The organism is Brevundimonas sp. GW456-12-10-14-LB3, from assembly GCF_059424365.1.
Genome location: NZ_JBWKZJ010000019.1, coordinates 11,777 through 37,937, shown reverse-complemented (window position 1 = coordinate 37,937; position 26,161 = coordinate 11,777). Strand labels below are relative to the sequence as shown.

The 26,161-nt window shown below is 68.5% G+C and carries 25 protein-coding genes, 1 tRNA gene and 1 pseudogene; 4 read left to right on the top strand and 23 right to left on the bottom strand.

The features are described 5' to 3' along the window. The 7 genes and pseudogenes from AC07XS_RS09570 to AC07XS_RS09540 form a co-directional block, all read right to left on the bottom strand. Positions 1-406 (bottom strand): annotated as a pseudogene (locus tag AC07XS_RS09570) (GcrA family cell cycle regulator); the annotation flags it as partial. A gap of 130 nt (positions 407-536) precedes the next feature. Continuing rightward, positions 537-956 carry a single-stranded DNA-binding protein gene (locus AC07XS_RS09565; RefSeq protein WP_182714714.1) on the bottom strand — a complete coding sequence of 140 codons (420 nt, stop codon included), beginning with the start codon at positions 954-956 and terminating at the stop codon, positions 537-539. Between the two features lie 41 nt (positions 957-997). Next, the gene (locus AC07XS_RS09560) at positions 998-1,351 is read right to left on the bottom strand and encodes a hypothetical protein (RefSeq protein WP_182714715.1); all 354 of its coding nucleotides are present in this window, start codon (positions 1,349-1,351) and stop codon (positions 998-1,000) included. Between the two features lie 116 nt (positions 1,352-1,467). Beyond that, on the bottom strand, positions 1,468-5,730 hold the full coding sequence (locus AC07XS_RS09555) for a strawberry notch-like NTP hydrolase domain-containing protein (RefSeq protein WP_336967254.1): 4,263 nt from the start codon (positions 5,728-5,730) through the stop codon (positions 1,468-1,470). Positions 5,731-5,883: 153 nt separating this feature from the next. After that, a complete protein-coding gene (locus tag AC07XS_RS09550; protein WP_182714717.1) occupies positions 5,884-7,989 on the bottom strand; it encodes a ParB-like helix-turn-helix domain-containing protein in 2,106 nt (701 codons plus the stop codon). Between the two features lie 26 nt (positions 7,990-8,015). Continuing rightward, a complete protein-coding gene (locus tag AC07XS_RS09545) occupies positions 8,016-8,945 on the bottom strand; it encodes a toprim domain-containing protein (protein WP_182714718.1) in 930 nt (309 codons plus the stop codon). Further along, the gene (locus AC07XS_RS09540) at positions 8,942-9,619 is read right to left on the bottom strand and encodes a RadC family protein (protein WP_182714719.1); all 678 of its coding nucleotides are present in this window, start codon (positions 9,617-9,619) and stop codon (positions 8,942-8,944) included. The genes AC07XS_RS09545 and AC07XS_RS09540 overlap by 4 nt, the downstream gene beginning before the upstream one ends. Before the next feature lie 152 nt (positions 9,620-9,771). Here AC07XS_RS09540 and AC07XS_RS09535 point away from each other — a divergent pair, with 152 nt between their 5' ends. From AC07XS_RS09535 to AC07XS_RS09525, 3 genes are all read left to right on the top strand, one after another. Beyond that, positions 9,772-10,044: a metal-sensing transcriptional repressor gene (locus AC07XS_RS09535; protein ID WP_182714720.1), complete on the top strand. Its 273-nt coding sequence runs from the start codon at positions 9,772-9,774 to the stop codon at positions 10,042-10,044. Next, positions 10,041-10,988: a CDF family Co(II)/Ni(II) efflux transporter DmeF gene (dmeF, locus tag AC07XS_RS09530; RefSeq protein ID WP_182714721.1), complete on the top strand. Its 948-nt coding sequence runs from the start codon at positions 10,041-10,043 to the stop codon at positions 10,986-10,988. Before AC07XS_RS09535 ends, dmeF begins: the two co-directional genes overlap by 4 nt. A gap of 149 nt (positions 10,989-11,137) precedes the next feature. Then, positions 11,138-13,297, top strand: a complete 2,160-nt coding sequence (locus tag AC07XS_RS09525) for a hypothetical protein (RefSeq protein ID WP_182714722.1) — start codon at positions 11,138-11,140, stop codon at positions 13,295-13,297. Between the two features lie 358 nt (positions 13,298-13,655). Here the strand turns inward: AC07XS_RS09525 and AC07XS_RS09520 are convergent. The 7 genes from AC07XS_RS09520 to AC07XS_RS09490 all read right to left on the bottom strand — a co-directional run bounded on the left by AC07XS_RS09520 (position 13,656) and on the right by AC07XS_RS09490 (position 17,803). Then, a tRNA-Pro gene (locus tag AC07XS_RS09520) sits at positions 13,656-13,732 on the bottom strand. 59 nt (positions 13,733-13,791) lie between these two features. Further along, complete coding sequence (locus AC07XS_RS09515) at positions 13,792-14,211, bottom strand: MerR family transcriptional regulator (protein WP_152950514.1); 420 nt, start codon at positions 14,209-14,211, stop codon at positions 13,792-13,794. 5 nt (positions 14,212-14,216) lie between these two features. After that, on the bottom strand, positions 14,217-14,522 hold the full coding sequence (locus AC07XS_RS09510) for an integration host factor subunit alpha (protein ID WP_054766969.1): 306 nt from the start codon (positions 14,520-14,522) through the stop codon (positions 14,217-14,219). 77 nt (positions 14,523-14,599) lie between these two features. Continuing rightward, complete coding sequence (locus AC07XS_RS09505; protein ID WP_152950515.1) at positions 14,600-15,577, bottom strand: beta-ketoacyl-ACP synthase III; 978 nt, start codon at positions 15,575-15,577, stop codon at positions 14,600-14,602. Beyond that, entirely contained in the window at positions 15,574-16,650 is a 1,077-nt protein-coding gene (plsX, locus tag AC07XS_RS09500) for a phosphate acyltransferase PlsX (RefSeq protein WP_321208117.1), read from the bottom strand. The genes AC07XS_RS09505 and plsX overlap by 4 nt, the downstream gene beginning before the upstream one ends. A gap of 105 nt (positions 16,651-16,755) precedes the next feature. After that, complete coding sequence (locus tag AC07XS_RS09495) at positions 16,756-17,274, bottom strand: YceD family protein (protein ID WP_082382706.1); 519 nt, start codon at positions 17,272-17,274, stop codon at positions 16,756-16,758. Positions 17,275-17,278: 4 nt separating this feature from the next. Then, positions 17,279-17,803, bottom strand: a complete 525-nt coding sequence (locus tag AC07XS_RS09490) for a ubiquinol-cytochrome C chaperone family protein (protein WP_182714724.1) — start codon at positions 17,801-17,803, stop codon at positions 17,279-17,281. A gap of 91 nt (positions 17,804-17,894) precedes the next feature. On the opposite strand from AC07XS_RS09490, the gene AC07XS_RS09485 reads away from it, so the two are divergent. Further along, positions 17,895-18,374, top strand: coding sequence for an outer membrane protein assembly factor BamE (locus tag AC07XS_RS09485; RefSeq protein ID WP_182714725.1), 480 nt, complete (start codon positions 17,895-17,897; stop codon positions 18,372-18,374). Positions 18,375-18,435: 61 nt separating this feature from the next. On the opposite strand, the gene AC07XS_RS09480 is transcribed toward AC07XS_RS09485, so the two are convergent. The 9 genes from AC07XS_RS09480 to nrdR form a co-directional block, all read right to left on the bottom strand. Continuing rightward, positions 18,436-20,583: a sodium-translocating pyrophosphatase gene (locus AC07XS_RS09480; RefSeq protein ID WP_182714726.1), complete on the bottom strand. Its 2,148-nt coding sequence runs from the start codon at positions 20,581-20,583 to the stop codon at positions 18,436-18,438. A gap of 177 nt (positions 20,584-20,760) precedes the next feature. After that, positions 20,761-21,192 (bottom strand): hypothetical protein, encoded by a 432-nt coding sequence (locus tag AC07XS_RS09475; protein WP_182714727.1) that lies wholly within the window; start codon positions 21,190-21,192, stop codon positions 20,761-20,763. Positions 21,193-21,238: 46 nt separating this feature from the next. Beyond that, entirely contained in the window at positions 21,239-22,228 is a 990-nt protein-coding gene (gene thiL, locus AC07XS_RS09470) for a thiamine-phosphate kinase (protein ID WP_182714728.1), read from the bottom strand. Beyond that, a complete protein-coding gene (gene nusB, locus AC07XS_RS09465) occupies positions 22,228-22,752 on the bottom strand; it encodes a transcription antitermination factor NusB (RefSeq protein ID WP_152950520.1) in 525 nt (174 codons plus the stop codon). Before nusB ends, thiL begins: the two co-directional genes overlap by 1 nt. Beyond that, on the bottom strand, positions 22,749-23,210 hold the full coding sequence (ribH, locus tag AC07XS_RS09460; protein ID WP_182714729.1) for a 6,7-dimethyl-8-ribityllumazine synthase: 462 nt from the start codon (positions 23,208-23,210) through the stop codon (positions 22,749-22,751). Before ribH ends, nusB begins: the two co-directional genes overlap by 4 nt. Then, entirely contained in the window at positions 23,207-24,355 is a 1,149-nt protein-coding gene (gene ribB / locus AC07XS_RS09455) for a 3,4-dihydroxy-2-butanone-4-phosphate synthase (protein ID WP_321208118.1), read from the bottom strand. The genes ribH and ribB overlap by 4 nt, the downstream gene beginning before the upstream one ends. Next, a complete protein-coding gene (locus AC07XS_RS09450; RefSeq protein WP_182714730.1) occupies positions 24,355-24,945 on the bottom strand; it encodes a riboflavin synthase in 591 nt (196 codons plus the stop codon). Before AC07XS_RS09450 ends, ribB begins: the two co-directional genes overlap by 1 nt. A 121-nt stretch (positions 24,946-25,066) precedes the next feature. Further along, the gene (locus AC07XS_RS09445) at positions 25,067-25,687 is read right to left on the bottom strand and encodes a RibD family protein (RefSeq protein ID WP_182714731.1); all 621 of its coding nucleotides are present in this window, start codon (positions 25,685-25,687) and stop codon (positions 25,067-25,069) included. After that, positions 25,687-26,157 carry a transcriptional regulator NrdR gene (gene nrdR / locus AC07XS_RS09440; protein ID WP_182714732.1) on the bottom strand — a complete coding sequence of 157 codons (471 nt, stop codon included), beginning with the start codon at positions 26,155-26,157 and terminating at the stop codon, positions 25,687-25,689. The genes AC07XS_RS09445 and nrdR overlap by 1 nt, the downstream gene beginning before the upstream one ends. Positions 26,158-26,161 lie beyond the last annotated feature (4 nt).

Sequence of the window (26,161 nt, the reverse complement as noted above, 5' to 3'; positions counted from 1 at the left end):
GCGCGGCGCAGAAGACGCCGCGCACGACCGGACGGCCGCAGAGGCGGAACGCCGACGAGCCGGGTTCGCCATAGGGGAAGCGGCAGTCGTACCGACGCACGCTCAGGATGGTGGCGAGGCCGAATGACGGAGCCTCCGCGTGAACATCGGGCCGCGCGGTGATCCGCGCAGGCGCCGGACGGTTGGATCGTCTCGGCGGGCGGCGCGGACCCTCCGGCGCCGCCCCCGCCTGATGCACGGGCGACGCCGACCGTCGGCCCATGGACAGTTTCATCCGATGCACCTTGCCAAGCACGGCGCTGCGGGTGACGTCCTCGCCCAGGGCGTCGGCGATCCGCTGGGCGCTCCACCCCAGAGGCCAAAGCGTCTTGAGTCTCGCGATACGGTCTTCGGTCCAAACAGACATGGCAGGCTCCCTCGCCTTTCGAGCCCCATCGGCTCGCCTGTCCGTCCCCGCCTCCTCCTCCTGCCCTCAGCATGAGAAGGGCCCGGCGCGCGAAGCGTCCGGGCCCTCCCGCCTGTCGCGACCTTCCCGGTCAGAACAGGATGTCGTCGTTCAGATCGTAGCCGCCGTCGCCTTCCGGCGACCGGTCCGCCACGCTGCCGGCGTGCGCCTCCGTCGCGGCACGGCGGTTCTTCAGCCGGATGTCGCTGACGATCAGGCGCAGGTCGTAGTGCTCGACGCCGTCCTTGCCCGTCCAGGTGTCGTTCTCGACATGGCCCTGGATCACGACGCGGCTGCCCTTGCGGGCGTAGGGCTGCAGGTAGTTCTCGGTCGTGGCCTCGTTGAAGCAGATGCAGTTGAAGCCGGTGGTCCGTTCGCCCGGCGTGCCGTCGGCGCGCCGATAGCGCGTGGTCTCCAGCACGCGGAAGCTCGCGCGCTTCTTGCCGCTCCCCTGGGCCGAGAGGATCGACGGGTCGGCGGCCAGATAGCCTTCGAGAGTCAGGGTCTGCATGGTTCAATCTCCTAGGAATGATGGGCTGAGGGATGTGCGGATCAGGCCGCGACGCGGTCGTCGGCGACCTGGTCCTGCCGGTCTTCCGCCCAGTCGAGGACGGTGAGCCGGTTCACCACCAGCTCCTTGGCGGTGCGCTCCTGGCCGTCACGCGTGGCGTAGGCGGTGTCGATGAAGGCTCCCACAACCACGGCCTCGCAGCCTTGGGCGAGGCCGCGCGCGATGACCTTCTCGTTCAGGCCCTTCGACCAGCTGACGCAGTTGACGCCGACCAGACGCGGCTTGCCCGCATTGTCGGTCCCGCGTTGCTCGAGCAGCCGGAAGACGGCCTTGCCGAAGTCGTCGCTGATCTGGGGATCGGCCGCGAGGCGGCCCGTGAACACCATGGTCTGCATGTCAGTCTCCTGTTGATCCGAAGCCGTCCGGGAGCCGATCTCCCCGATCCCGCTTCACCCAAGACCTCCCTTCCTCCGCCCTCCCCGGCCGGGCCTCCGTCCGGCCGGGAACCGGATCACGCGGCCGCGCCGTTCAATACGGACTGCACGGGATGGCGCCGCAGCACAGCCTCCACCACATCGGGCCGGTCGACCGGGACGAAGATCCGCGGCGTGTAGGCGATGATCTCGACGAAACAGCCGATCGCCACGAGCGCGTCCCGGTCCATCCCTCCGCCCACCACCTCCAATCGCCAGCGATCCATCACCCGGGCGCGCTTGAGCCACAGGCCGCCCGTCAGGGCGAGCTGCACATTACGGTCCAGGACCGAGGCCGCCGTTCGCGCGCCGTCCGACCAGGCATCGCCTACAGAGGTGAGGCCAAGCGCGGCCTTCAGCGTCGACGCCTGGACCTCGTCCAGAACCCGGCCGAGCCAGCGCCTGCCGTCCGGCGCGCGGACACGCCGGACAGCGCAGCCCTTGGCCGGCAACCGGCCCCAGATCGGCAAGAGCAGTCCGGTCGCGAGCGTCAGCTGGCGCGCCCGCCATGGATCAGCCGCGGCGACCTCGGCGTCCCAGGTCGCCCGCCATGTCGCCTCGTCCGCCTCGGCCCAGGCGGATTCCTCGAACGCCTTCTCCGGCATGACCGCCCTCTGGTCAGGCCGCACCAGTCTTACGGCCGGCACGAGACGATCGTCGTCGGTCGTCGTGGTCAGGCCGAGCTCCGCCACCGCCGCCCGCCCCGAGCGCGCATTGACGACAAGCCGGCAGGCGCCGGCCACCGCCTGATCCGACGCCCCGTCGGCGGAGAGCAGGTCGCGCGCGACCTTCAGGTCGAAGGTGACGAGCGCCGTCTCGGCGCCGGTGGCGACGTCGGTGCGAATGGTCTCGGCGTCGATCACCTCCAGCTCCTCGGCCTCGATGTCTTCCAGTCCGCGATCGAGCTCTCCCGAGGCCGCGGCCCGCTCGAGAATACCGGAGAGGATTCTGTCGAAGTCCGCGAACAGGGCGTTCTGGTCGGCGATCCGCAAGGCCAGCAGCCGGTTCAGGAAGGTGTGGATCGGCGGCAGGTCGTCCGACGGCTTCAGTCCGCCGTCGGCGTCGCGCAGCTTCAGCCCGGTCTTGGCCTCGAACGTCTCCAGGCCCATCGCCGTCAGCTCGCCGAAGCCGAGGGCGCCGTAGAACACCAGCAAGGCCCGACGCGCCCACGGGCTTTCCAGATTGTCCTCGGCCCGAAACAGGCCGGCCCCGGCCGTGCGGCGTTCGCCCCGCGTCAGGGCTCCCAGAGAATCCAGTCGTCGGGCGATCGTCGAGGTGAAGCGCTTCTCGCCGTGGATGTCGGTGACCACGGGTCGAAACAGCGGGGCCGAGGCCTGGTGTGTCCGGTGGCTCCGCCCCAGTCCCTGGATGGCGGCGTCGGCGCGCCATCCCGGCTCGACGAGATAGTGAACCCGACGCTGCCGGTTCGCCGCCGACAGGTCAGCATGGTAGCTGCGCCCCGTCCCTCCGGCGTCGGAGAAGACCAACACGCGTTTGCGGCCCGACATGAAGGCGTCCGTTTCGGCGCGGGCCGCCGAGGCGCCGCGGCGTTCGACGACTCGACGGCTCTCCCGCCGCACCACCCGGCGCGACCGTCCGGTGATCTCCGCCACATGATCGGTTCCGAACGCGTCCAGCAAGGCGTCCAGCGCGCCGGGCACTGCGGGCAGGCCGGCCATGCGGGCGATCAGGAAGGCGCGGCGCTGGAGCGCCTCCTGGCTGACGGCGGGCCGCCCGTCGACCATGACGGGAACCAGCGTCACGCCGCCGTCCTCGTCCTCGATCGCCTCCATCAGATGGACGGGAAAGGCCTCGCGGAGATAGTCGAGGACATATTCACGCGGCGTCAGGTCGATCGAGAGGTTGTTCCACTCCTCGGGCGGAATGGAGGCCAGGCGGCGTTCCATCACCGCCTCGTTGGTCGACACGATCTGGACGACGGCGGAGCGCCCCTCGGCGAGGTCCGTCCGGATCGCCGCGGCAAGGGACGGCGCCTTCAGTCCGGCCAGCAGATGGCCGAAGAAACGCAGCTTCGCCCCCTCGAACGCCGAATGGACAGCGGAGGCGGCCATCGGGCTCTTCGGCTTGCCGTCCTCGTCAGCCAGACCGGTCGCCTTCAGGGCTTCGGCGAGATGGGCGTGGATCATCTGGAAGGCGTCGGCCCAGGCGTCCCAGACGGCGATGTCGTCCTCGGTCAGGGCGTGCGCGAGCGGCGCGTATTCGACGCCCTCGAACGACAGGCTCCGCGCGACATAGAGGCCGAGCGCCTTGAGTTCGCGGGCGACCAGCTCCATGGCCGCGACGCCGCCCTTGTCCATGGCGTCGAGGAAGTCCTCGCGGGTCGTGAACGGCGCCTCCGGCCCACCCCACAGCCCCAGCCGCGACGCATAGGCCAGGTTCTCGGCCGTGGTGGCTCCGGTCGCCGAAACATAGAGGATGCGGGCGTTCGGAAGGCGGTTCTGCAGCGCCAGGCCAGCCATGCCTTGCAACGACGCCTTCTTGGTCCCCCGCGCACCCTTTCCGCCGCCGGCCGCATTGGCCATGGCGTGGGCCTCGTCGAAGGCGATCACGCCGTCGAAATCCTCGCCCAGCCAGGCGACGATCTGGTCGAGACGCGACATCTTCGCGCCGCGCGCGGGCTGCCGCAGCGTGGCGTAGGTGGTGAAGACCACTCCCCGGTCGAGCCGAACAACATCGCCGAGCTTCCAGCTGTTCAGCGGCGTGAGATCTGAAGCCCCGCCGCCGATGGCTGTCCAGTCCCGCCGGGCATCCTCCAACAGGGCGTCGTTGCGGGATAGCCAGAGCGCACGCGTGCGGCCCTGGGCCATGTTGTCGGCGATGACGGCGGCGATCTGGCGGCCCTTGCCGCAGCCTGTGCCGTCGCCCAAGAAGAAGCCCCGCCGAAGCTGGACAGCGCCGGAAGCGTCCTCACGTGACAGGACCAGCTGATGGGCCGCCTCGCCCGGCGTCCACCAGGCGGGCAACAGGCCGGCGTGAGCCTCGCCGGCGTAGATGACGGTTTCGGTCTGGGCGTCGGAAATCCCCCCCTCTTCGCACAGAAGCCGGGGCAGGACGGGCCGATAGGTGGGCGCGGGCGGGGACACCGACGCCATCGGCCCGGATTCCACCAGCGGCGACGGATGGGGCCGGGCGTCCGGCAGGACGATGCGCGCGAGCGTATGGGCCTGATAGAGGCCGACATTGCGTCCCTCGCCGGTCCAGGCGCGCGTTTCGTAGTCCACGGGCGACGCGCCCGCCAGGAAGGCGAGCCGCGCGGACGCCCGCGTTCCGGCCCGACTCCCGGGCGCCAGGAGCGAGGCGGGGGACGCCTCAAGCCGGGCGCGCGGCCGGGCTCCGGCGCGCGCCGGCACGGCGGCGGCGAACACCGCCGCAGTGGCCAGGTCATCCGCCGCGACGAGCGGTGGAATGTTCGGATCAGCCTCGCCCCGGTCCAACACCAGCAGGCCGGTGTCGACCGAAGTGCCGTGCCGTGCGAAGGCTCGAGGTGGAAAGAGAATCCGCGCGAGGACGCGGCCCCGGTCCGACAGCCGGCGCAGGCCTGCATCGTCCGAAAGGGCTGAAGCCGGCGCGACAGCCGCCAGACGTCCGCCGTCGGCGAGCGCGCCGAGCGCCGCCGTCAGATGGCGCTCCAGGTCCGTGAACGGCGGATTGCAAACCGCGACGTCGAACCGGCCGGCAGTGTCCAGCAGGTCGTGGATATGGCGCCCGTCGAGGCGCGATCGTCGCGCGCCGGGAAACAGGCCGTCCAGCAGAGCGGCGCGTCCGTCCGCCGGCTCGTTCAGCCACAGCGCGCCGCCGCAAGCCTCGGCCACCGCCGCGATCAGGCCCGTGCCGGCCGAGGGCTCCAGCACCCGGTCGCCGGGACGCACCTGGGCGGCGAGCACCGCGATCGCCGCCAGTTCCGGCGGTGTGGAGAACTGATCCAAGGCGACCTGGTCCTCGCTGCGCCGGCTGTGGGTCAGGCCGAGGGCGGAGACCGCCGCCAGCAGAGCGGCGATTTCCGCTGGCGCGTCCTCAAGGCGGGCGACCTGGGGCGCCAAGCGCCGGATCTGAAGCACCGTCGCGGCCTCGATCGCCTCATAGGCATCGCGCCACAGCCATGCGCCCTGTGTGTCGGCGCCGCCGAAGAGGGTCGTCATCACCTCCGAGACAAGGCGGCGATCAAGAGTGCGCGATCGCGCGAGATGGCCCGCCAGCGCCCGGGCGGCGGCCAGCACGTTGGCGGCGCGCGGCGCTTCGGTCGATGGAGGAAAAAGGGACAGGGTCGAGGTCGAGGACATGGTCGCGGCTCCGCTCGCCGGGAGCGGAGGGCGCATCCCCCACGGTTCTCCAGGCTCGCCGCACCTGGCCCCTCCTTTTTCCTTTCAAGTGGCCGACGCACACAAAGCCCGCCCCGCCGGACGGCGGAGCGGGTTCGTGGGACGGCAGAGGTCTTAGGCAGTCTGGTGGAGCGCCGCCTCCCCCGCTTCGGTGACCACGAAGGCGCCGGTTCCGTCCCCCTCGCCCTCGGCGGAGTCGGGCCCTTCGGAAGCGGCGTCCGACGGGTCGCGATCGTCCGAGACGTCCGTTTCGGGATCGTCGCCCGACGTGTCGGCCGTCCACGACAAGCTGGCCGGAGCCCAGACGCGCTCCGCCGCCCGCTCCGCGACCCAGTCGACCAACTCCGATTTCTTCAGCACGCCCACCCGAGGGTCACTCGGCTCTCCCATCGCGTCCAGCATGCCCAGGAGGAGCGTCTTGGAATGCGGTTTGAGGAAGTCCGCGTCCGGGGTCCAGTGCAGGGTGATGTCGGCTCCGCAGAGGGCGGCCAGTTCCGCCGCCTCGGCGCGCGCGGGCCGTCGGATCAGGCTGGTCCGCTCTTCGCGAAGATCGAGCGTCAAGGCCGTCAACTCGGCCAGCAGGCCCATCTTGTCGCCATGCGCGAGAGCGTGGACCCAGGCGATCACCGTCTGGCCCGACCCCTCCCAGGCCGCGCGCCGCTCATCGAGCCGTTGGCGGACGTCGCCGTCCAGAGCCTCGATGATCCGCCCGCCGGTGGGATTGAAGGCCGTGGCGGTCAGGGCGAAGGCGGATTCGGCCCGGACGCCGAACCGGCGGACCGCGACCTGGACAAACAGTCGCGCGATCAGCGCCGTGAGCGCGGCCCCCGGGTCGTCGGCCAGCGCCCGGATCAGGCCCCGTGTCGCGACATCGGTGCGCACGGCGTGCAGGGCGTGATTGACGCCCTCGGTCTCAGGCTCAGGCGCCTCGACCTCCGGCGTCCGATAGGGCTGCGCGTTCGCCTGTGACAGATCGCGGGCGTCGTCGGCATCGTCGTGGTCATCCTTGGACTCGGCCTCGTCTTCGATGTCCGGCTCGACCGGGGTGAAGCAGCGTATGTCGAGCCCAGCCCTGACGGACGGGAAGAAGACCAGCGTCGTGGCGACGCGCCCGCCCCAGCTGATCTGGTCCATCGCGATGCGCGCCTTGCCCATGGCGATCAGAAGGGGATCGACGACGGTCGGGTCCGTGGTTTCGGCGAGCCGCGCCCCGGCCGCCTCGGCGGCGGCGTTGAAGCCGTCGCGCGCTTCACGATAGGCGTCCAGCTCAGCGGCCGGCAGCATGCCGCCATAGGCGTAGCGAGCCGGCTCCAGATCGTCGGGGAGCTCGAGCTCGTCGCCCGCCGACACATGGACGGCGAGACCCTCCGCCTCGAAGGTCAGGGCGATCTCTCGCGCGCGTGTCGTCCAGACGTCGGTCAGGATCGCCGGGTCCAGAAGCACCGGCGCGCGCTCTCCGAACAGATCGACGACGGCGCGGCCGCCCGCCGCCGCATAGCGGTCGGCGCCGACCAGGGCGCAGCGCGCGTCGCCAGCCGTGACCTGGTCTTGATCCAGCTTCTCGGTGATGCGCCAGTCCTGGAAGCCGTGGCCGTCGAGCGCCATCTGCGCATATTCGGCCTGTTCGGCCTTGTCAGGCAGACGAGCGAGCAGCCGGGCCTGGCGGAGGTTGAGACGGCCGCGCCGCAAGGCTTCGATGGCGACGGGCGGCAGGGCGGACAAGGCGGCGAGCCGCTTCACGTCGATCTCGGCGTAGCCCAAGGCCCGGGCGATGGCCGGCGCCGTCAGCTTGCCTTTCAGCATCCGTCCGATCGCGGCGATGACATCGGCGACATGAATCGGGGCGGCCGTGTTGGTGAGCAGCACGGCCGCCGCCTGGCGCGCGGGATCCGTCTCCACCACGACGTCCACAAGGAATCCGTCGTCGATGCGGCCGGTCTCCAGCAGATGGCGGAACGCGAGGATGCGACGACGGCCGTCCAGGGCCATGTTCGCCCGCTCCTTCCGGCGCCCCGGCCGCACGGTCAGCGGCTCCAGCTGACCCGCCGCGAACAGGGTTTCCGCCAGCAGCGGAATGTCGTCGTCCGGCGGTTCGCCGAAGCGTAGGTTTTCGGGCGCGATGTCCACGTCGCGCAGGGAAACCCGCGGGCGGGCGCGCGATGCAGCAATGTCAAACGGGGTCTCGACGACCACGACGGCGGCGGAGGCGGATCTGGGCATGGCGTAACTCCTGCCAGCGGCGAGGCCTATCCCCGCCTTTCCGGCGCACCCCCGCGCCCTTCCTTTTCCCCTTCGGCGGTCGCGCGAAGGGCTTCGTTCCAATCGCCATAGCCCGTCGGCGGCAGACGCATTTCCGCCTCCAGGCCGAGCGTCTCAAGGCGGTGCTTCAGCCGGCGGCCGGCGGTCTCGCCGGCGAGACCCCGATCCGCGGCGATCATCACTGTCTGGACACCGGGCGGCGGCGTCCAGGCCGCCAGATTTCCGGCGGAGAGCAGCGCCCAACCGGGCAAATCGAACCCGCGCATGGCCGACAGAGTGGTGACGACCCCTTCCGCCACCAGCATCCTGCGACCGGCGACGGACAAACGGACGGCCGCGCCCGGCGGAACACAGCCCACGGTCTTGCGCGACACGGCCAAGTGCACGGCTTGGCGCGCCGCGGCGTCGAGATAGGTCAGCTCCACCCCGGTCGTGCCCCCGTCCGGGTCGCTGATGCGGGCCATCAGAGCCCGCAGGGTCGCCCCCCCGGTCCGATAGACCGAGACGGGCGCGGCGGGATGTTCGAGAAGGTCGCAAAGTCCGGTAGTCCATTGGACGCCGCGCCGACGCAGATGACGGGCGGCCAAGCCCGACGGGCCGATCCTCACGCCCTGCGACCAGAGCCGCTCGGCCGTCTGCCGACGGACGCGCGTATCCGGACGCGCGGCCGACGCGGCGCCGGACAGCGGCGAGCCCATCGGTCGGCTCGTCGCGTCCACGAGGCCGCGACGGCGCAGATCCGCCATCACCGCCCGCCAGTCCGAACCTCCGAAGGAATGGGCCACGACGCGTCCTTCCGTCAGCCACAGGGAAACGGAGCGGTCCTCGCCGGAATGGCCGGGCCCGGGCACATTGGCGCGCGCGCCGTTGTGATAGAGATCGCCGCCGAGGGCGGCGACGATGAAGCGCAGGCTCATGAAAGCAGCCCCATCTGCCGGAAGCTGGCCGTGCCCTCCCGACCCACCACGAGGTGATCGTGCACCGGGATGTCGAACAACCGCGCCGCATCGACCACCTTGCGCGTCATGGCGATGTCGGCCTGCGACGGCCGGGGATCGCCGGACGGGTGATTGTGGATCAGGATAAGGGCGGACGCGCCCGCCTCGAGCGCCCGGCGCACCACCTCGCGCGGATAAACCGGGGCGTGGTCAACCGAGCCATCCGCCGCCGCCTCGTCACAAAGCAGGCGGTTCTTCTTGTCGAGATAAAGAACTCGGAACTGTTCCCTTGGCCGATGGCCCAGTGAAACTCGGGCGTAGGCGACGAGGCTCGACCATGAGGTGATCACCGGCTGACGGCTGGCGGTTTCCCGGGCGAGGTGTTCGATCAGCCCCGCGAGACGTTTGATTCTGTCGACCGCCTTCTGGTCGAGACCGTGACGTTTCAATTCCGCGGGGTCGGCGTGAAGAAAGGCGCCGACGGTGTCGAACCGGCGCTGGAGCGCGCCGGCCAGCGCGCCATCAGCGGGGAGGTCGAGATCGATGAGCAGGCGGTGCAGCCAGGCGCAACCGCCGCCGTCGGGGCCGGATTCAGCTCGACCGGAAGGGGACAGCCGCTCCGGGTCGGGTGGCGCGATGAGGGCGAGAGACATGATGAACTCCGTTCTCCGCTCCGAAGCGGAGCGCTCTCCGCCGCCCTCCCCCTTTCTTCCAGTCGCCCTATGATGCGTTGAGAATTATACTGGCAGGGAGTATGGCGAGGCCTATAAGCGCCGGTCTCGCGCGCGCTCTCGAAAGGACGCCCATGGCGCACATCGTCGCCAGTAAGGCCAAGCTCCTCGCTCGCGTGCGCCGGGTTGCTGGCCAGGTGGCCGCGCTCGAGCGCGCCATCGGCGACGAGGCTGACTGCACGGCCGTCCTGCAGCAGGCCGCGGCGGCGCGCGGCGCCTTGAGCGGCCTGGTCGAGGCGCTGATCCTCGACCACATCGAACATCACATTGCCGCCGCAGACCTTAACCCCGTCGCGCGCCGTAAGGGCGCGGATGACCTGATCGCCCTCCTGGGACGGTACAAATGACTCATGTGGTCGCCACGGCGCAGGCGCTGGATGAAGATCTGCACGACCATGTCTTCCTCGGCGTAAAGCACGACGAGAATGCGCGGCGGACCCTATGGGTCGTCGGCCTGACGGCCGTCATGATGGTCGCCGAGATCACCTGGGGCTATCTGACCGGGTCGATGGCGCTGCTGGCGGACGGCTTCCATATGGCGACGCATGCGGGCGCCCTCGGCGTCGCCGCGGGCGCCTATGCCTACGCCCGGCGATACGCACGGGATCCGCGCTACAGCTTCGGCACGGGCAAGGTGGGCGACCTGGCCGGCTTCGCCTCGGCCCTGATCCTGGGCGTGGTGGCGCTCGGCATCGGCGTCGAGTCGGTGCGCCGACTCTTCGAGCCGACCTCGATCGCGTTCGGAGAGGCGGCGATCGTCGCCGCAGTGGGTCTGGCGGTCAACGTCGTAAGCGCCGTGCTCCTGGCGGGCGGGCACCATCATCATCACGGCCATCATGCTCACGACCACGGGCATGACGGTCACCATCACAGCCATGGCCAAGACAACAATATGCGTTCCGCTTACCTGCACGTGCTGGCGGACGCCCTGACCTCGGTCTTGGCGATCATCGCTCTGCTTTCGGGACGCTATCTCGGCTGGAGTTGGCTGGACCCGCTGATGGGGGTGGTCGGAGCGGCGGTGATCGCCCGTTGGTCCTGGATGCTCATGCGCGACACCTCGGCCGTCCTGCTGGACCGCACCGACGAGCATGTCGCCGCCGAGGTTCGCGACGAGATCGAGCGTCCCGGCGACGCCGCAATCATCGACCTCCACGTGTGGCGCATCGGCCCGGAGGCGCACGCAGCCATCGTCAGCGTGCGCGCTTCCCAAGACATGACGGTCGAGCAAATCCTCGCCCGTTTGAAGCCCGTGCATGAACTCAAGCACACCACGATCGAGATCCGCTGAGGCCCCGGGCCTGCCTTGGACCGTCCCTAGGGCGTCGGCGTTCAGGGCCTCGATCATATTGACCGACACGCGCCAAGATCGCCAAAGCCGACTTTTCGACGCCGCCCGACTGCCGGAGCCCGTCCTCCCCCGCAGGTGTCCAAACCTCTATGAACCGCAAAGCCTTCGCCCGAGCAATCGACCGGCTATCATCCGAGGACGCCATCGCCGCCTTGGGGCCACCGGATGAGGCGCTCGACATTGAGGAGCTGGCGGGACTCCTCGAGCGAGCCGGCCGCCTGTTGTTCCGGATGGCCAATGCGGACCGGGAAGCCGGGCGCGACGCGTTCATCAACGCCTTGGCCACGGCGGTCGCCGTCCGCCTCGGACCGGCCGCCGGAGACCGGATCGCCGCCGTCGGCGATTTGATGCGGGAGCTGGAAGCGGGCTATCGGGACATCGCGCACGGCCTCGCGACCGCCGCCGTCTCGGCCCTGCCGCTGGGCCGCCAAATCCTCGCGGTCCTCCACCGGACGGCGTTGGAGGCCGACGACATTCGGCGGCATGTCGACACCGCGCTGGCGAAAGCCGAGGCGATCGTCCCTGGCCAGCCGCTGCACGTCGTGACCGAAGACGGCTCCGTCTACGAGGCGAACGCCGGCTTGCAGTTCCACGTCTCGAACCTCGGCTCGTCCCTGAAGCTGCTCGTCGGCCGGCTGGACGGAGATCGCGCCCGGGGTCCCGTCGTCCTTCCGCCGCTCGGCGAAACAACGGAGGAGGAGCGGTTCAAGGCAGGGACCAGCGGCCTCCTAGCCACGGCTGTGCGGCGCTGGCGGCGCCTGGAGGAACGGCGCCGCTTCTGGGGCGGCGAGCTTCTCGTCCATCGCCCGCCAGACCTTCCCGTCGACGTCGCTCCGACATTCGAGGTTATCCGCGAGCATCGCCGGTCGGTCGATGACCTCTGGGACATCATCGCCAACGAACGCCAGAAGGACGTCTTCCAGCGGCAGGCCGACGACGTGGCGCTCAAACTCGCCGACTTCGACTATGGAGGTCTTGATCGCCCCCCGGGACTGGGCCCCGGCGAACTGTTCTCCCTGGGCGAGGCCGCCGCTTTGCAGGCGCTTTCAGGACTGCTGTTCGCCCCAGCCTTCGCACCAGACCAGCGGTTTCAGGGCCTCACCCTGCGGGAATGGGTCCGGGGCTACGCCGTTCTGCAGGCGCTCGGCGAGCGCGCGGTCGAGAGGGAGACGACTGCCTATGATCGCAGCCTCGCCCCCTTCCGGCCCGGCGAATTGGAAACGACGCTCGTCGCGGCAGGGCTGACGACCTCGACGGCCGCCCGGTTCATCGCCTGCGCGACGCTGTCGGATCATTCGGATGACATCTTCGACTGCCCGCTATTGCGCATGTCCGACGGCGGCAACCTGCTGTTCACGCCCGCCGTCACCACGGTCGTCATCGCGCGGGTGGTCCTCTCCAATCTGGCGGCCCTCGGCGAGCGTTTCGAGAACAAGGGCGATTGGTTCGAAGCCGAGGTGCTGGCCTTCTTCAAAAGTCGCGGCTTTTCCGCCTTCACGATCAAGGCGATCCTGATCGCCGGCAATCCCTATCAGCTCGACGTCCTGGTTCCGTGGGACGACCACCTGTTTGTCTTCGAATGCAAGAACGAAGCCCTGTCAGGGGGCGAGCCGGTGGCGGCCTATAATTTCGAGCGTGGCCGGCAAGGCCACCTCGCCCAGATCCAGCGGCAGGTGGACGGCCTCAAGGCGCACCCGGAGCTCGCCTTGCAGGCCGGCGGCCCCGACCCGCGAACATTGAAGATCGTTCCAGCGGTCCTCTACGCGTTCCCCTACGCGCGCCCGACTGAGGGCAACGAGGTTTTCATCGCAGACTGGTCCGGCGTCACAAGGTTCTTCCGCGGCCCGACGCTCGGCTTCAGCACCCGTCACTCGCTCGGCGACGGCGAGGTGCTCACTCGACACCATGAGACGGCGAGGCTGTGGCAGGGCGAAACCCCGACGATCGCTGATTTCGTCGCTCACCTTCGCACACCCAGCCAGGTGACGCTGAAGGCTGAGGCGCTGGAGATCGTGCCAGGCGATTTCTACCTGTGCGACCACCGCGGCGCGCGAACCGTGGATGTCGTCACGGGGAACCCGCCGTCCGTCGTGGCGAACCCGCGGGCCGACCGCGCACTTCGGGCGAGCATCGCGCGGGCCGAGCGGGAGGCGCGAGCGATCACGCGGCGAAAGCTTGAGCGAGAGCTGCGTCAGAGCGCCCGACGGGCCCGCAAGATGCGCGACGTCAGCACACCGCCATCGGCGTGAACAGCTCAGTTTGAACGGCGACCTACGGCGCGCTCGATAGGCAAGAGGGTTTTTAAATCCCGGCGATGACGAACCAGCCCGTGCGCCGACGAACCAAATACGCGCGACGTGAAGACGCGAAGCGTGTGCGCTCCCCAGCCACGAGCCCTTGTCGCGGGAGAAGCTCTGAACAGAGCGCTGGTGCGATCCGACGCGAGAACCGAATCAAAGTGAGGCCATCCCGGCAACACACTGCTCTGCGGCGCACAGCGGTGACACGCCGAATCGAGGCTGTGCCCCATATGTGCCCCAAACTGAAATTGCGAAGGGGCCACCCAGAGGCAGCCCCTTCAAAACCATTCCAAATCAATGATTTAGATGGTCGGAGCGACAGGATTCGAACCTGCGACCCCTTGACCCCCAGTCAAGTGCGCTACCAGGCTGCGCCACGCTCCGAAGGCGCTCCCTATAGACGCGGGTTTCGCGCGCCGCAAACGCAAAAACAGGTTTTCCACCTAGCTTCTCAGAACAGCGTCCAGTCGGGCCTTGGCCTGTTCCAAATCCATCAGCACGACATTCAGCCGCTCAGTCACGCCGGACAGGGCCGGCGTCCTTGAAATCAGGGGCTCAGCCGGGGATTCGGCGTCGCGCGCCTCGATCAGGCCGGCCATGTCCGCGCCGACCAGCGTCTTGAGCCCCTGCTCCTTGTGCAGCCGTTGCACCCCGCGGATGGTCAGGCCGTCCTCGTGCAGCAGCCGCCGAACCGCCTTAAGCACGGCGATGTCCTGGGGCCGGTAGAATCGACGTCCACCGGCGCGCTTCACCGGCGTGACGAAGCTGAACTTGGTTTCCCAGAACCGCAGGACGTGCTGCGGAGCTCCGACCTCCTCGGCCGCCTCAGAAATGGTGCGGAAGGCGTCGGCGCTCTTGGCCAAGCGAATCAGGCCTCGACGACGGCGTCGTGAACCCGGCTCTTCATGATCTGAGAGGCGCGGAAGCTGATGACGCGACGGGGGTTGATCGCCGCCGGTTCGCCGGTCTTGGGGTTGCGGCCCATGCGGGCCCGCTTCTCACGCACCTGGAAGACGCCGAAACCCGACAGCTTGACGGTATCGCCCTTTTCAAGAGCCTCCACGATCAGCTCCAGCGTCCGTTCGACCAGGGACGAACACTCCTGGCGGGACAGACCGACCTCTTCATGCACGGCTTCGCAAAGGTCGGCGCGCGTTACGGTGTGGTTGCCCATCATAGTCCCGTCTGGAAACGATCTTCTGGGCGCATAGGGGCGCAAACTTCTCAGAAAATCAATGCCCGGCGCAGCGGTTAAAGCCTCAAGGCGCAGGCGCCCCAGGTCAGGCCGCCGCCCATGGCTTCCAACAGCACCATGTCGCCCTTCTTGATCCGCCCGTCCTGGATCGCCGCATCCAGCGCCAGGGGAATTGAGGCGGCGGAGGTGTTGGCGTGAAGAGCCACGGTCGAGATCACCTTGTTCTCGTCCAGACCCAATCGGTCGCCGACGCCCTTGATGATCCGCTGATTGGCCTGGTGCGGCACGAACCAATCGACGTCGGCCACCTCGATCCCGGCGGCCTCACAGGCCGCAGTGATGCCTTCGGCGATATTGACCACCGCATGGCGGAACACCTGATTGCCCGCCATCCGCAGATGGCCGACGGTTCCGGTCGACGCCGGCCCGCCGTCGACATAGAGCAAATCCGTCTTGGACCCGTCGGCGCGCAGGGCGAAGCCCAGCATCCCCTGGTCGGCGGCCGTCCCCTGCCCCTCGCGCGGCTCCAGCACCACGGCGCCGGCGCCGTCGCCGAACAGCACACAGGTCGTCCGGTCGGTCCAGTCCATCAGCCGCGTCATTTCCTCGGCGCCGATCACCAGGGCGCATTTCGACAGGCCGCGCGCCACGAAGCCGTCGGCCACGCTCAGCGCATAGACAAAGCCGGAACAGACCGCCTGAACGTCAAAGGCCACGCCGACGCCGGCGCCCAGCTTATGCTGAACGATGGAGGCGACGGCGGGGAAGGTCATGTCGGGCGTGGTCGTCGCCACGATGATCAGATCGACATCCGCCGCCGTCTTGCCGGCGTCTGCCAGGGCCTTCCTGGCGGCCTCGACCGCCAGATCGCTGGTCGGCTGGTCGTCGCGCGCCTTGTGGCGCTGTTTGATCCCCGTGCGCTCCTGGATCCATTCGTCGGAGGTGTCGACGATCTGGGCCAAGTCGGCGTTGGTGACGATCTGCTCCGGCAGATAGGAGCCGACGCCGGTCACGGCGCTGCGGGTGACGCTCACTGAAGGGGTTCTCCGGCGGGGGCGGCGGGCGCGCTGGAATGGTCGAACACGGCGTCCAGCTTGCCCAGATTGGCGCCGACCTTGGTCATATAGTCGCTGCGGGCCAGATCCACAGCGATACGGATGGCGTTTCCGAAGCCCTTGGCGTCGGCGCCGCCGTGGCTCTTCACCACAATCCCGTTCAGCCCCAGCAGGGGGCCGCCGTTGATGGCGCTGGGGTCGATCTTCTCGCGCATCTTCTTCAGGGCCGGCATGGCGATGGCGGCGCCCAGCTTGGCCTGCAGGTTCGAGGTCAGGGCCTCGCGCAGCAGGGCCGAGATATAGCGGGCCGTGCCTTCGGCCGTCTTCAGGGCGATATTGCCGGTGAAGCCGTCGGTGACGACCACGTCCACCGTGCCCTTGGCGATGTCGTCGCCTTCGACGAAGCCGTAATAATTCAGGTCGAACGGGCCGTCGCGCAGGATGGCGTGCGCCTCCTTGACCTGTTCATTGCCCTTCATGTCCTCGGAGCCGACGTTCAGCAGGCCGATGGTCGGGCGAACGGTGCCGCGCACCGCCGTCTGGAAAGCCTCGCCCATGATGGCGAACTCGACCAGTTGCTCGGCGTCGCTGCCGATGTTGGCGCCGACGTCCAGAACCGCCGTATGGCCCTTGAAGGTCGGCCAGCTGGCGACGATGGCCGGCCGCTCCAGGCCCGGCGCCGACATGCGCAGAATCAGTTTGGAGATGGCCATCAGGGCGCCGGTGTTGCCCGCCGAGACCACGCCGCCGGCCTCGCCGGTCTTAACCGCCTCGACGGCGTTCCATAGGCTCGAGCCCTTGCCCCGGCGCATGGCCTGGGCGGGCTTCTCGTCCATGGCCACCACCTTGTCGGTATGACGGATGTCGACCGTGTCGGCCGGCAGGCTGCAATGCGCCAACTCGGCGCGAATCCGGGTCTCGTCCCCATGCAGCAGGAAGCGGACTCCCTCCCCGCCATGGGCGCGGACAAAGCTTTGGACGCCCGGAACGACGACGGATGGGCCGTGATCGCCGCCCATGGCGTCAAGCGAGATCGTAACTGGGGCTGGCAAATGGACCTCGACTAACCGCGTCGTCTTGTCGCACGACACTGGATATAGGCGCCGGACGATAGCGCCGACGCCGGGGGATGCAACCGCACGGCCCCTGCGTCAACCTCAGCCTTGGTCGTCCTGCGGCTTCAGGGCCTTCAAAGCTGCAAAGGGCGAGATTTCGGCGGGCTCTTCCGGTTGCACGAACTGCGCCCCCGGCTTGCGCGGAAAGGGGTCCAGAGACAGGACCAGCTGCTCGACCGCATACTGCCCCAGGTCGATCTTGCCGTCCTCGATCAGGTCGGCGTCCTCCTCCTCCAGGGTGACTTCGATCTCGTCGGTCTGCTGCGGCTCGGCCTCGGCCAACTGAATCGAGAAGCGGCGGTCCACCTCGACCGGCAGGGGTTCCAAGGTCAGGCCGCAGGTCTGGATCGCATGGGCCGTGACGCGCCCCTTCATCGTCCACTCGCTGCTCGACGGGGTCGGCTTGACCTCGATCTCTACGGCGAAGGCGTCCAGGCCCTGCAGATCCAGGGCGCGCGCAATTCGCTGACGCGCCTCCGCGTCGGGCTCCAGGCGTCGGCTCAGCCCCGCGCCGATCTGATTGACCCGCACCGTCTCGCTGTAGGGGAGGCTTGCGCTCATGGTCTCAAACATCCGTCCAGGCCGGCTTCACCAGCACATCATTGAATTCCTGCGCCGCCAGGGCGGCTCGCGCGGCCAGGGCGTAGCGCGCCAAATCAGCCGCCTGTTCCGCCCGCGTCTCGCCATAGACATTGCGCGCCAGAGCTTCGGTCAGAGCCGCCGCATCGCCGTCGCGCAGCGGCGGCTCATAGGCGTTCATCCGGCCGTACAGGGCCTCGCCCAGCTTGCGCATCTTCTTGCCCACCGAAATGTCGCCGACGCCTTCTTCCCGCAACGCATGGTCCAGCGCCGAGACATAGACGTCGAACAGAGCCTGGGCCGCGTCTCGACCGCTCGGCGTGTTCTCATCGCGCAGCCGCAGCACCAGCAGCAGCACGTGCAGCGTATAAAGTTCGAACCGCGCGTCGATCCGGTCAGCCACGCCCAGTCGCGTATAAAGTCCCGGCCGGCGCGCCTGCTCCACCGAAAGGGCGTACAGGGCGTCGCCAATGCGGACGCCTTCGCGGGGTTTGAACAGGTTTTTCAGCATGGCTTTAAACGGCCCCTTTTCCGCCGCGCCGTTGAACTAGGACGCAGGTCCGTCTAGGTCAAAGATCTTGTTCTCTCGCAGGCGCCCGATCATGTCTCGTTTCGTCCCGCTTTTCGTCGCCGTTTCCCTGGGCGGCCTGTCCGCCGCCTGCGCGCCGATGGTCGGCTCCAACGGCTTTCAGGTGATCGACGCCAAGCCCCAGGACGTGGTCGCCGGAACCGACACCAAGGAGACGGTGCTGGCGCGGCTGGGCTCGCCCTCGACCACCTCGACCTTCGAACCGGACCAGGTCTGGTACTACATCAGCCAGACCACTGAGAAATACACCTACAACCTGCCGGTCGTCTCGAGCCGCACGGTGACCGAAATCACCTTCGAGCCGAACGGCGACAAGGTCGCCGCCGTGCGCACCCTGGGCCTGGCGGACGGCGAACAGATCGCCATGAACAGCCGCGAAACCCCGACGCGCGGCCGCGCCCTGACGGTTCTGGAGCAGCTGCTGGGCAACGTCGGCCGCGGCCAGCTGCCGCGCACCGAGGACGACACTCCCGGTCAACGCCGCCCGGACTGATCCCCGGCGCATCGCCCAAGGAAAAACGCCCCGGAGAATCGCTCTCCGGGGCGTTTTCACGTCAGCCGACCGTCCCGCTGGCCAGCACCGCCAGCAGCAGCAGGGCCACGATATTGGTGATCTTGATCATCGGATTCACCGCCGGCCCCGAGGTGTCCTTATAGGGGTCGCCCACGGTGTCGCCCGTGACGGCCGCCTTGTGGGCCTCCGATCCCTTGCCGTGCACCACGCCGTTCTTGTCGGTGAAGCCCTCCTCGATCACCTTCTTGGCGTTGTCCCAAGCGCCGCCGCCCGAAGTCATCGACACGGCCACGAACAGGCCGGTGACGATCACCCCCATCAGCATGGCGCCCAAGGCCGCAAAGGCGTTGGCCTTGTCCGAGATGGCCATGACGGCGACGAACAGGACGATGGGCGACAGGACCGGCAGCAGCGACGGCGCGATCATCTCGCGAATCGCCGCCTTGGTCAGGATGTCGACCGCCCGTCCGTACTCGGGCTTGACCTGATAGGTCATGATGCCGGGGTTCTCGCGGAACTGGCGCCGCACCTCGGCCACGACAGACTCGGCGGCGCGCCCCACCGCCATCATCGACATGCCGCCGAACAGGAAGGGCAACAGCCCCCCGAACAGCAGGCCCACGACCACATAGGGGTTGGTCAGGTCGAAAGCGACCGTCCCCATGTCGGCGAAGAAGGGATAGTCGGACGGATTGGCCGAGAAATATTGCAGGTCCGACGTATAGGCCGCGAACAGCACCAGCGCCCCCAGGCCCGCCGAGCCGATGGCGTAGCCCTTGGTCACGGCCTTGGTCGTGTTGCCCACGGCATCCAGCGCATCGGTCGAATGCCGCACCTCGCTGGGCAGGCCCGCCATTTCGGCGATCCCCCCGGCGTTGTCCGTCACCGGCCCAAAGGCGTCCAGGGCCACGATCATCCCCGCCACGCCCAGCATGGTGGTGGTGGCGATGGCGATGCCGAACAGGCCCGCCAGCTGGAAGCTGGCCACGATGCCGACGATGATGGTCAGGGCCGGAAGCGCGGTGGCCTCCAGCGAGACCGCCAGGCCCTGGATCACATTGGTCCCGTGGCCCGACACCGAGGCGTTGGCCACCGACCGCACCGGTCGGAAGCCCGAACCGGTGTAGTATTCCGTCACCACCACAATGGCCGCCGTCACCGCCAGCCCGACCATGCCGGACCAGAACAGGGCCATGGGCTGGATGACCAGGCCGCCGGTCGTCGTCACCGGCCCGCTCACCATCTGGTCGATCACCCACCAGACCGCGCCGATGGACAGGACGCCGGTCACGATCAACCCCTGATACAGGGCGCCCATGATGTTCTGGCTCTTGCCCAGCCGCACGAAGAAGCTGCCGATGATCGAGGTCACGATACAGACCGCGCAGATCGCCAGCGGCAGCACCATCAGCATGTCCACATAGGGCTGGCCGCGGAAGAAGATGGCCGCCAGAACCATGGTCGCCACCGTCGTCACCGCATAGGTTTCGAACAGGTCGGCCGCCATGCCGGCGCAGTCGCCGACGTTGTCGCCGACATTGTCGGCGATGGTGGCGGCGTTGCGGGGATCGTCCTCAGGGATGCCCGCCTCGACCTTGCCCACCATGTCGCCGCCCACGTCGGCGCCCTTGGTGAAGATGCCGCCGCCCAGTCGCGCGAAGATCGAGATCAGCGAGGCGCCGAAGCCCAGGGCCACCAGACCGTCGATCACTTCGCGCCCGACCGGGTCCAGCCCCATGTGGTGCGTCAGCACGATGTAGTAGCCCGACACCCCGATCAGGGCGCCGCCCGCCACGAACATGCCGGTGATCGCGCCCGACCGGAAGGCCAGGTTCAGCCCCTTGGACAGGCTTTCGGAGGCCGCCTGGGCCGTGCGTACATTGGCCCGCACCGAGATCAGCATCCCGGCGTAACCGGCCGCGCCCGACAGGACCGCCCCGATCAAAAAGCCTACGGCCGCATAGGGGCCGATCAGCAGATAGGCGGCGATCAGGATCACGATCCCCACCAGGCCGATGGTCAGATATTGCCGCTTCAGATAGGCCGAGGCGCCTTCCTGAATGGCGGCGGCGATCTCTCGCATCTTGTCGTTGCCGGTGCTCGCCTTCATCAGGGCGGCGGTCTGAACGGCGCCGTAAAGCACCGCCAGAACACCGGCCGCGAAGACCAGCGTGAGATAGGTCGTCATTGGCGTTTCCATGCCCTTGCAAACAGGCGCGCAGGCCTGGCGCGGCGGGCGGGCCTTAGAGCCTCTGTCCGCCTTCCGGTCCCCCCGCACGCGGCGAGCGCGTCATTGCGCCCCTTGGGATTTTGCAGAGGGAGCGTGTCACGGGCGTCAAGTTGACGCAACCGTGATCGTTGACCGCTAGTGAGCGGTCGGCATGCCGGAGCGACGGCGTGGATTCTGGGCGATGATCTCGACGCCGGTCACCGAGCCCCGGCCGGAGAGGGTGTTGGCGGCGGCCACCACGGTGGCTGACATGCGTCGCTCGTCCAGGCGCGTCCAGTCCCCTGGAACCGTGAAGGGGGTGCGGTGCGCCGCCCTGACCAGGGCGTCGCGGAAGAAGGCCTCCTTCAGCCGCATCTGATCGGCGGTCTTGCCCGCGCCGAGTATGAGGCGCAGCGAGACGAAGACATAGTTCCGCAACCGGCCGTCGGCGATGACTGGCAGACCCACCCCGGCTATGCCGAGTGTCGCAGGGCCTTCGGCCGCCTTCTCGGAGGAGGCGGCGGCGGAGCCGGCGGCGCTCCCGGCGAGGGCGACGGTTCCGGCGGCGATGAAGCTTCTGCGATCCATGCGGCCAGCCTTAGCGGTCTTGGGTTAGGATTCCCTTGCGAAAGGCCTAGCCATGGGTCCAGCCGGCGCGCCCCGGCGTCAGGGGCCGGCCGGCGTAGGAGACCGTGACCCCGGCGCCGGCCCGCACCTCACCCAGCAGGGTCAGGCGAACCCGCCGCCGGTCCGCCTCTCGGCGCAGCGTCTCCAACAGCCGGGCGGGGGCGGTGAAGACGATCTGGTAGTCGTCGCCCCCGGTCGCCAGATCCTCCAGCGCCGCCTGAGGGTCGACGCGGGCTTCGAACCAGGCCCTGGCGGCCGCCGACAGGGGCAGGCTGTCCAGGTTCAGGTCTATGGCGACGCCGCTGGCGTTGGCGATATGCGTCAGATCGGCGACCAGCCCGTCGGAGACGTCGGCCGCCGCAGTGGCGTGGGCGGCGATCACCTCGGCGAAATCCTGCTGAGGCGTCGGCTGGCGGTAATGGTCGATCAGAAAGGCCAGCCGCTCGGGATCGAGCGTCAACTGGCCCCGCGCCGCCTGAAGCCCCAGGAGGCCGTCGCCGATCGTGCCGGTCACGAAGACCAGATCCCCCGCCTCGGCTCCAGCGCGCGACACCGCCCCCCCGGCCGGAACCCAGCCCAGGGCGGTTAGGGAGAAGGCGGCCGGGCCCGGCGTCTTCACCGTGTCCCCGCCCATCAGAAAGACCCCGAACCGGGCCTGATCCTGGGCCAGGCCCGCGGCGAAGGCCTCGCGCTCCGGCCAGCCGCAACGCTCCGACCAGGCGCAGGCCAGCAGATAGCCGAAGGCTTCAGCCCCCTTGGCCGCCAGGTCCGACAGGTTCACACGCAGCAGCTTTCTGGCCACCGTATCCAGGGGGTCGTCGGGCAGGAAATGGACGCCTTCGACGATGGCGTCCTTGGTCAGGACCAGATCATAGCCGGGCCGGGACGGCAGGACCGCCACATCATCGACCAGCCCCCTGCCCCACTCCGGATGGGCCAGGGGCCGCAGCAGCGTCTCGATCGTCTCGAACTCGCCCGCGACGTCGAGCGCGGGCATCAGCGGCGGACGTCTCTGGCGACGCCGTCCAGAGCAGCGTTGACGAACCGGGCCTCGGCGTCGTCGAAGAAGGCCTTGGCCAGTTCGACATATTCGTCGATCACCACTTCGCGCGGCGTCTCCGGATGTTTGATCAGCTCCCAGGCGCCCGAACGCAGCAGGGCGCGCAGGGTGGCGTCGATCCGCTCCAACCGCCAGTTGGACGCCAGCCGGGCCTTGATCGCCGCGTCGATCTCGCGCTGGCTTTCGATCACGCCGCGCACGATGTCGGCGAAATAGGCTTCATCCGCCTCGGCCAGGGCCTCGCCCTCGATGTCGGCGTCGAAGCGGAAGTTGGAGAATTCGGTGATCACCGTCTCCACCCCCTCGCCCGCCAGCTCCATCTGGTACAGGGCCTGGACGGCGGCGAGGCGCGACACGGTGCGCGCCCGGCGCTGTTTGGAGCTCAGATGGGGCTCGGCCCGCTGTTTCTCGGCTTCGGCCAGTTGTTCGAGGACGGCCTTGACGCTGTTCGGTTCAGTCATGCGCCGAGGCCTAGCCGCAACCGCTTCTTCAATGCAATGAGGTCCAGACAGGCTTTGGCCGCTCCACCGCCCTTATCCCCTTCGGAAAGCCGCGCCCGGGCCCAGGCCTGATGCTCGTCCTCGGTCGTCAGAATGCCGTTGCCGACGATCAGCCCCTTGACGCCCAGGGCCATCAGCCCGGCCGCCGACTGGTCCGAGACGATCTCGAAATGATAGGTCTCGCCGCGGATCACGCAGCCCAGGGCCACATAGCCGTCATAACGCGGCGCGGTCGGGAACCGCCCGGCCTCCTCGGCCATGGCGATCACCGCCGGGATCTCCAGGGCGCCCGGCACGGTGACGACGTCGAACAGGGCGCCGCGCGCCTTCAGCGTCTCCTTGGCGCCCTCCAGCAGGGCGTCGGCCAGTTCGTCGTAGAAGCGCGCCTCGACGATCAGAATACGGGGTGCGTCGGTCACGCCTTGTCTTCTCCATCCATATCGCGCCAGCCGACGATGCGCAGGCCATAGCCTTCCAGCGCCGTCGGTTCAGGTCGCGTCGAACTCATCACGATCATATCCTTGACGCCCAGGTCCAGCAGGATCTGCGCGCCCACGCCATAGGCCCGCAACGACCGATCGACCGCAGCCGGCCGATCCACCCCCGCCAGACGCTCCGCCAGCGCGTTCAGGGCTGGGTCGCGCAGGAAGACGACCACGCCCGCGCCGTCATGCTCGGTAATCTGTTTCAGAGCCTTTGGCACATAGTCCTGGCGCGTCTCGACATGGCCCAGGAGGTCGCAGGCGAAGTCCACCTGGTGCATCCGCACCAGGGTCGGTTTGGACGGGTCGATCCGGCCGTGGACCAGGGCGACGTGTTCCGCCCCCTCGATCGTGTTCTTGTACAGCATCAGCCGGAACGGCCCGCCGTGGACGCTCTCGAACGGCGTATCCATGATCCGTTCGACGAACCGCTCGGTGCGGCGGCGATAGGCGATCAGGTCGGCGATGGTGCCGATCTTCAGCCCGTGCAGCTGGGCGAAGGCGACCAGATCCGGCATCCGCGCCATCTCGCCGTCGTCCTTGATGATCTCGCAGATCACCGCCGCCGGGGTCAGGCCGGCCATGCGGCTGATGTCGACGGAAGCCTCGGTATGGCCGGCGCGGACCAGCACCCCGCCGTCGCGCGCCACCAGGGGAAAGATGTGGCCGGGCGAGACGATGTCGTCCATGCCCTTCGAGGCGTCGGTCGCCACCTGGATGGTCCGCGACCGGTCGGCCGCCGAAATACCCGTCGTCACGCCTTCCTTGGCCTCGATCGAGACGGTGAAGGCGGTCTTCATGCTCTCGCGATTGTCGGCGGCCATCGGCGGCAGCCGCAGCTGCTGCGCCCGCTCGGCCGTAAGGGCCAGGCAGACCAGACCGCGGGCCTGTTTGATCATGAAGTTGATCTGATCCGGGGTGGCGAACTGGGCGGGGATGATGATGTCCCCCTCGTTCTCGCGATCCTCGGCGTCCACCAGGATGTAGGGACGGCCGTTGCGGGCGTCCTCCAATATGTCCTCGATGGGACTGATCGGGCTGTCGTTCATGTTCGCGGCCAGCATCTGGCGTTCCTTCGGCATCAAGCCGTCTCCTGCCACCGCGCCAGGTAGCGCGCCAGCATGTCGATCTCGAGATTGACCGGATCGCCGACCTTCAGGCGGCCCAGGGTCGTCACTTCCCACGTATGCGGAATGATATTCAACGAAAACACCCGGTCTTGCACGGCGTTGACCGTCAGCGACACCCCATCCACCGTGATCGACCCCTTGGCGGCGATATAGCGGTGCAGCGGCGCCGGGGCCTCGACCTCGATCCGGTGCGAGCCCCCTTCGGGCGTGATGGAGACGACCCGGCCCAGGCCGTCGACGTGACCCGAGACGACGTGGCCCCCCATCTCGTCGCCCAGGCGGGCGGCCCGTTCCAGATTGACGCCGTCGCCGGCCTTCCAGCCGCCCAGCGTCGTCTTGGACAGGGTTTCGTTCGACACCTCGACGGCGAACCAGTCGGGGCCCTTCTCCGTCACGGTCAGGCAGCAGCCCGCATGGCTGATCGAGGCGCCCAGGTCGATGGAGGCCACGTCCCAGCCGGTCTGAATCTCATAGCGGCGGTCGCGCTCGGTCGCGCGGACGTCGCGGACGCGGCCGATGTCGGTGACGATGCCTGTGAACATGAGACGACCGGTCCCCCTTCGGACCCGAAAAAATACAGTCTAATGTGTCCAGATCGTCCGAAACAGTCCGACCCGGACACCGAAAAACAGTGTCCAAAGTGTCCGATCTGTCCGATGGCCGTCAGATGCGGGCGTAGCTTTCCCACAGATCGTCCCCGACGGGCCGGACATCCAGGCGTCGGAAGTTGGGGGCCTCGGCCAGCTTTGCAAGGGCCAGGGAGGCCACGCAGGGCCGCCCCTCCCCGCCCAACAGGATCGGCGCCCGAAACCATTCCAGACGATCCACCGCCCCCGCGCGCAGAAAGGCGGCGGCCACCTGGCCTCCGCCCTCGATCAGGACCGAGGCGACGCCGACCGCCTTCAGCGCCTTCAGCACGGCCGGCACGGCGGGGCGTCCGTCCTGTGTCTCGACCTGCCGCACCTCGGCGCCCCCGACCGGACGCGGCGCGACGGCGGTCAGGATCAGACTGTTCGGCCCCGCCAGTTTGGCCGTCTCCGGGGTTCTGAGCCGGCTGTCCAACACCACCCGCAGCGGCTGATCGACGCTGCGGCCCGGCAGGCGGGCGGTCAGTTCGGGGTCGTCGTGGAGCACGGTCTCGACCCCCACCAGAATGGCGTCATGGGCGGCCCGCAGCCTGTGCCCCTCAAGCCGGGCCGCCTCGCCGGTGATCCAGCGGCTTTCGCCCGAGGCCGTGGCGATGCGGCCGTCCAGCGAGGTGGCCAGCTTCAGGGTGACGCGCATCAGCTCTTGCCGGACGGCTCGTCAAAGCCTTCATCGCCCAGGAATTTGGCGAAGTCGCCCGTGTGCCGAAAGTCCTTGTAGACCGAGGCGTAGCGGACATAGGCCACCTCATCCACGCCCTTCAGCGCCTTCATGATGAAGTCGCCGACGACGCTGGAAGCGATTTCGGTCTCGCCCAGGCTTTCAAGCTGGCGGACGATCCGATTGACCATCTGTTCGACCTGTTCGGCATGGACCGGGCGTTTGCGCAGGGCCACGCCCAGCGACCGCTCCAGCTTGTCCCGGTCGAACGGGGTGCGCCGCCCGTTGCGCTTCAGGATCACCAGTTCGCGCAGCTGGACCCGTTCGAAGGTGGTGAAGCGCCCGTTGCAGTTCGGACAGGACCGCCGCCGTCGGATCGCCGAGCCGTCGTCCGACGGCCGGCTGTCCTTAACCTGGGTGTCCTGATGACCGCAGAAGGGGCACTTCATCGGT

Excerpts from the sequence above, each read along its gene's own strand:
- AC07XS_RS09555 (WP_336967254.1), bottom strand. The coding sequence starts at position 5,730 with ATGTCCTCGACCTCGACCCTGTCCCTTTTTCCTCCATCGACCGAAGCG.
- AC07XS_RS09475 (WP_182714727.1), bottom strand. The coding sequence starts at position 21,192 with ATGGATCGCAGAAGCTTCATCGCCGCCGGAACCGTCGCCCTCGCCGGG.
- AC07XS_RS09525 (WP_182714722.1), top strand. The coding sequence starts at position 11,138 with ATGAACCGCAAAGCCTTCGCCCGAGCAATCGACCGGCTATCATCCGAG.
- AC07XS_RS09545 (WP_182714718.1), bottom strand. The coding sequence starts at position 8,945 with ATGAGCCTGCGCTTCATCGTCGCCGCCCTCGGCGGCGATCTCTATCAC.
- AC07XS_RS09490 (WP_182714724.1), bottom strand. The coding sequence starts at position 17,803 with ATGCTGAAAAACCTGTTCAAACCCCGCGAAGGCGTCCGCATTGGCGAC.
- AC07XS_RS09495 (WP_082382706.1), bottom strand. The coding sequence starts at position 17,274 with ATGAGCGCAAGCCTCCCCTACAGCGAGACGGTGCGGGTCAATCAGATC.
- AC07XS_RS09445 (WP_182714731.1), bottom strand. The coding sequence starts at position 25,687 with ATGCGCGTCACCCTGAAGCTGGCCACCTCGCTGGACGGCCGCATCGCC.
- dmeF (WP_182714721.1), top strand. The coding sequence starts at position 10,041 with ATGACTCATGTGGTCGCCACGGCGCAGGCGCTGGATGAAGATCTGCAC.
- thiL (WP_182714728.1), bottom strand. The coding sequence starts at position 22,228 with ATGCCCGCGCTCGACGTCGCGGGCGAGTTCGAGACGATCGAGACGCTG.
- AC07XS_RS09540 (WP_182714719.1), bottom strand. The coding sequence starts at position 9,619 with ATGTCTCTCGCCCTCATCGCGCCACCCGACCCGGAGCGGCTGTCCCCT.
- AC07XS_RS09480 (WP_182714726.1), bottom strand. The coding sequence starts at position 20,583 with ATGACGACCTATCTCACGCTGGTCTTCGCGGCCGGTGTTCTGGCGGTG.
- AC07XS_RS09510 (WP_054766969.1), bottom strand. The coding sequence starts at position 14,522 with ATGGGCAACCACACCGTAACGCGCGCCGACCTTTGCGAAGCCGTGCAT.
- AC07XS_RS09550 (WP_182714717.1), bottom strand. The coding sequence starts at position 7,989 with ATGCCCAGATCCGCCTCCGCCGCCGTCGTGGTCGTCGAGACCCCGTTT.
- nrdR (WP_182714732.1), bottom strand. The coding sequence starts at position 26,157 with ATGAAGTGCCCCTTCTGCGGTCATCAGGACACCCAGGTTAAGGACAGC.
- AC07XS_RS09450 (WP_182714730.1), bottom strand. The coding sequence starts at position 24,945 with ATGTTCACAGGCATCGTCACCGACATCGGCCGCGTCCGCGACGTCCGC.
- AC07XS_RS09565 (WP_182714714.1), bottom strand. The coding sequence starts at position 956 with ATGCAGACCCTGACTCTCGAAGGCTATCTGGCCGCCGACCCGTCGATC.
- nusB (WP_152950520.1), bottom strand. The coding sequence starts at position 22,752 with ATGACTGAACCGAACAGCGTCAAGGCCGTCCTCGAACAACTGGCCGAA.
- ribB (WP_321208118.1), bottom strand. The coding sequence starts at position 24,355 with ATGCCGAAGGAACGCCAGATGCTGGCCGCGAACATGAACGACAGCCCG.
- AC07XS_RS09485 (WP_182714725.1), top strand. The coding sequence starts at position 17,895 with ATGTCTCGTTTCGTCCCGCTTTTCGTCGCCGTTTCCCTGGGCGGCCTG.
- AC07XS_RS09535 (WP_182714720.1), top strand. The coding sequence starts at position 9,772 with ATGGCGCACATCGTCGCCAGTAAGGCCAAGCTCCTCGCTCGCGTGCGC.
- AC07XS_RS09560 (WP_182714715.1), bottom strand. The coding sequence starts at position 1,351 with ATGCAGACCATGGTGTTCACGGGCCGCCTCGCGGCCGATCCCCAGATC.